The sequence below is a fragment of the Rothia sp. HMSC068F09 genome, from assembly GCF_001812775.1.
Taxonomy (GTDB): Bacteria; Actinomycetota; Actinomycetes; order Actinomycetales; family Micrococcaceae; genus Rothia; species Rothia mucilaginosa_A.
The window spans coordinates 1-5,137 of sequence record NZ_KV810408.1 but is presented as its reverse complement, the minus strand read 5'-3'; the positions used below and the strand labels follow the sequence as shown (position 1 = coordinate 5,137).

Genomic DNA, 5,137 nt, shown 5'->3' with positions numbered 1-5,137 from the left:
AGGGGTTGAGGTGTTGAATCGGTGTGTTGCTTGAGAACTCAATAGTGTGCTTTGTTCAATAAAATCACCGAATTGGTGATGGAAACTGAAACTAATACCAAATATTTATTTATTTGATAATCATTGAATGGTTTCAAAAAAGTCAGCTTGAGTCACGCACCCCCGTGTGTGATTCGCTGTTTGAGATCAGGTTATCGAACTTTTCTATTTTTTCAACGGAGAGTTTGATTCTGGCTCAGGACGAACGCTGGCGGCGTGCTTAACACATGCAAGTCGAACGATGAAGCCTAGCTTGCTAGGTGGATTAGTGGCGAACGGGCGAGTAATACGTGAGTAACCTACCTTTAACTCTGGGATAAGCCTGGGAAACTGGGTCTAATACCGGATACGACCAATCTCCGCATGGAGTGTTGGTGGAAAGCGTTATGTAGTGGTTATAGATGGGCTCACGGCCTATCAGCTTGTTGGTGAGGTAACGGCTCACCAAGGCGACGACGGGTAGCCGGCCTGAGAGGGTGACCGGCCACACTGGGACTGAGACACGGCCCAGACTCCTACGGGAGGCAGCAGTGGGGAATATTGCACAATGGGCGCAAGCCTGATGCAGCGACGCCGCGTGAGGGATGACGGCCTTCGGGTTGTAAACCTCTGTTAGCAGGGAAGAAGAGAGATTGACGGTACCTGCAGAGAAAGCGCCGGCTAACTACGTGCCAGCAGCCGCGGTAATACGTAGGGCGCGAGCGTTGTCCGGAATTATTGGGCGTAAAGAGCTTGTAGGCGGTTTGTCGCGTCTGCTGTGAAAGGCCGGGGCTTAACCCCGTGTATTGCAGTGGGTACGGGCAGACTAGAGTGCAGTAGGGGAGACTGGAACTCCTGGTGTAGCGGTGGAATGCGCAGATATCAGGAAGAACACCGATGGCGAAGGCAGGTCTCTGGGCTGTAACTGACGCTGAGAAGCGAAAGCATGGGGAGCGAACAGGATTAGATACCCTGGTAGTCCATGCCGTAAACGTTGGGCACTAGGTGTGGGGGACATTCCACGTTTTCCGCGCCGTAGCTAACGCATTAAGTGCCCCGCCTGGGGAGTACGGCCGCAAGGCTAAAACTCAAAGAAATTGACGGGGGCCCGCACAAGCGGCGGAGCATGCGGATTAATTCGATGCAACGCGAAGAACCTTACCAAGGCTTGACATATACTGGACCGCATCAGAGATGGTGTTTCCCTTCGGGGCTGGTATACAGGTGGTGCATGGTTGTCGTCAGCTCGTGTCGTGAGATGTTGGGTTAAGTCCCGCAACGAGCGCAACCCTCGTTCTATGTTGCCAGCACGTTATGGTGGGGACTCATAGGAGACTGCCGGGGTCAACTCGGAGGAAGGTGGGGATGACGTCAAATCATCATGCCCCTTATGTCTTGGGCTTCACGCATGCTACAATGGCCGGTACAGAGGGTTGCGATACTGTGAGGTGGAGCTAATCCCTAAAAGCCGGTCTCAGTTCGGATTGGGGTCTGCAACTCGACCCCATGAAGTCGGAGTCGCTAGTAATCGCAGATCAGCAACGCTGCGGTGAATACGTTCCCGGGCCTTGTACACACCGCCCGTCAAGTCACGAAAGTTGGTAACACCCAAAGCCGGTGGCCTAACCCTTCGGGGAGGGAGCCGTCTAAGGTGGGATTGGCGATTGGGACTAAGTCGTAACAAGGTAGCCGTACCGGAAGGTGCGGCTGGATCACCTCCTTTCTAAGGAGCACATTTAGTTGGCCATGCTACCCGCGAGTGTCGGGTGGGTGGTTTTGCTCATGGGTGGAATGTTGGTTTTGGGTTGAGTGAAGCGCATTGTTGGGTTTTGGGGTAACACGTTGGTGTTGTTCCTGTTTTTGCCTGGCATGGTGATGATGCGAATGTTGTGTTTGTGTTGTTGTTGTGTTGTGGGTTGTTGTTTGAGAACTATATAGTGGACGCGAGCATCTTCTGGAATTTGCGTTGAATCAATGCTTTGGTGTTGGTTTGATTGTTGATTTTAGATTCTTATTTTTCTTGATTGTGTGTAAGTTATTAAGGGCACACGGTGGATGCCTTGGCATTAAGAGCCGATGAAGGACGTGTGAATCTGCGATAAGCCTCGGGGAGCCGATAACTGGGCTGTGATCCGAGGATTTCCGAATGGGGAAACCTGGCTCATCTTCATGGTGAGTTACCGCCAGCTGAATGTATAGGCTGGTTGGGGGGAACGCGGGGAAGTGAAACATCTCAGTACCCGCAGGAAGAGAAAATAAAGTAATGATTCTGTGAGTAGTGGCGAGCGAAAGCGGAAGAGACTAAACCTGTGGTGTGTGATAGCGGTTAGGCGTTGCATCATGGGGGTTGTGGGAGTCACAGTGGCAGTTCTAACTGGCTGCCGGCATGATGTTCAGGATGGTAGGTGAACGACTTGGAATGGTCGGCCGTAGAGGGTGAGAGTCCCGTAATCGAAATTGTTCTGTCCGTGGTGTGGCCACCCGAGTAGCACGGGGCTCGTGGAATCTCGTGTGAATCTGCCAGGACCACCTGGTAAGTCTAAATACTTCTTAGTGACCGATAGTGAATCAGTACCGTGAGGGAATGGTGAAAAGTACCCCGGGAGGGGAGTGAAATAGTACCTGAAACCGTGTGCTTACAAGCCGTTGGAGCCTTTTGGGGTGACAGCGTGCCTTTTGAAGAATGAGCCTGCGAGTTAGTGTTATGTCGCGAGGTTAACCCGTGTGGGGTATCCGTAGCGAAAGCGAGTCTGAATAGGGCGTTTGAGTGGCATGACCTAGACCCGAAGCGGAGTGATCTATCCATGGCCAGGTTGAAGCGACGGTAAGACGTCGTGGAGGACCGAACCCACTTCAGTTGAAAATGGAGGGGATGAGCTGTGGATAGGGGTGAAAGGCCAATCAAACTCTGTGATAGCTGGTTCTCCCCGAAATGCATTTAGGTGCAGCGTTACGTGTTTCTTGCCGGAGGTAGAGCTACTGGATGGCCGATGGGCCTTCACGGGTTACTGACGTCAGCTAAACTCCGAATGCCGGTAAGTGAGAGCGTAGCAGTGAGACAGTGGGGGATAAGCTTCATTGTCGAGAGGGAAACAGCCCAGACCACCAACTAAGGCCCCTAAGCGTGTGCTAAGTGGGAAAGGATGTGGAGTTGCTTAGACAACCAGGAGGTTGGCTTAGAAGCAGCCACCCTTGAAAGAGTGCGTAACAGCTCACTGGTCAAGTGATTCTGCGCCGATAATGTAGCGGGGCTCAAGTACACCGCCGAAGTTGTGGCAATGATCTTTTTGGATTGTTGGGTAGGGGAGCGTCGTGTGGCCGTTGAAGCTGCGGTGTAAACCAGTGGTGGAGGCTATGCGAGTGAGAATGCAGGCATGAGTAGCGAAAGATGAGTGAGAAACTCATCCGCCGGATGATCAAGGGTTCCAGGGTCAAGTTAATCTGCCCTGGGTTAGTCGGGGCCTAAGGCGAGGCCGACAGGCGTAGTCGATGGATAACGGGTTGATATTCCCGTACCGGTGAAGAACCGCCCATACTGATATTGTGATGCTAACCATGCGAAGCATGATGTGCAGGCTTTTGTTTGTGTGTTGTGTGGGTTGTGGGACCCGATCTTTGGAGGTAAACGTGTTAACAGGTGTGACGCAGGAAGGTAGCCAAGCCACGCGATGGTTGTCGTGGTCTAAGCGTGTAGGGTTGTCGGTTGTTAAATGCGCCGGCTGTGTGCCTGAGACGTGATGGGACCCTGTTTTTGGGGGATTTGGTGATCCTATGCTGCCGAGAAAAGCATCGGCGTGAGGTTTTAGCCGCCCGTACCCTAAACCGACACAGGTGATCAGGTAGAGAATACTAAGGCGATCGAGAGAATCATGGTTAAGGAACTCGGCAAAATGCCCCCGTAACTTCGGGAGAAGGGGGACCTTGAGCGTGATGGGCACTTGCTGCCTGGAGCGTGTATGGGTCGCAGAGACCAGGGGGAAGCGACTGTTTATCAAAAACACAGGTCCGTGCGAAGTCGTAAGACGATGTATACGGACTGACTCCTGCCCGGTGCTGGAAGGTTAAGAGGATTGGTTAGCCTTTTTGGCGAAGCTGAGAATTTAAGCCCCAGTAAACGGCGGTGGTAACTATAACCATCCTAAGGTAGCGAAATTCCTTGTCGGGTAAGTTCCGACCTGCACGAATGGAGTAACGACTTCCCTACTGTCTCAACCATGAACTCGGCGAAATTGCAGTACGAGTAAAGATGCTCGTTTCGCGCAGCAGGACGGAAAGACCCCGTGACCTTTACTATAGTTTGGTATTGGTGTTTGGTTTGGCTTGTGTAGGATAGGTGGGAGACTGTGAAGCATGGACGCTAGTTTGTGTGGAGTCGTTGTTGAAATACCACTCTGGTCAATCTGGATGTCTAACTTCGGGCCATGATCTGGTTCAGGGACAGTGCCTGATGGGTAGTTTAACTGGGGCGGTTGCCTCCTAAAGTGTAACGGAGGCGCCCAAAGGTTCCCTCAGCCTGGTTGGCAATCAGGTGTTGAGTGTAAGTGCACAAGGGAGCTTGACTGTGAGACTGGCAGGTCGAGCAGGGACGAAAGTCGGGACTAGTGATCCGGCGGTACGTTGTGGAACGGCCGTCGCTCAACGGATAAAAGGTACCTCGGGGATAACAGGCTGATCTTGCCCAAGAGTCCATATCGACGGCATGGTTTGGCACCTCGATGTCGGCTCGTCGCATCCTGGGGCTGGAGTCGGTCCCAAGGGTTGGGCTGTTCGCCCATTAAAGCGGTACGCGAGCTGGGTTCAGAACGTCGTGAGACAGTTCGGTCCCTATCCGCTGCGCGCGTTGGAAATTTGAGAAAGGCTGTCCTTAGTACGAGAGGACCGGGACGGACGAACCTCTGGTATGTCAGTTGTACCGCCAGGTGCATGGCTGATTGGCTACGTTCGGGAGGGATAACCGCTGAAAGCATCTAAGCGGGAAGCCTGTTTCGAGATGAGATTTCCTGGCACTTTTTGGTGTGTGAGGCTCCTTATAGATGATGAGGTTGATAGGCCGGGTATGGAAGCGGGGACTGAAGACTCGTGGAGTTGACTGGTACTAATAGGCTGAAGGCTTACTTTT

General features: G+C 52.6%; 2 rRNA genes. Both read left to right on the top strand.

Features of this window, described 5'->3' with window-relative positions:
• Nucleotides 1-212 precede the first annotated feature (212 nt).
• Nucleotides 213-1,741: ribosomal RNA gene (locus HMPREF2874_RS00010) — 16S ribosomal RNA — on the top strand.
• Between the two features lie 305 nt (nt 1,742-2,046).
• Nucleotides 2,047-5,137 (top strand): 23S ribosomal RNA (locus tag HMPREF2874_RS00005).
• The 16S and 23S rRNA genes sit together here, the layout of an rRNA operon.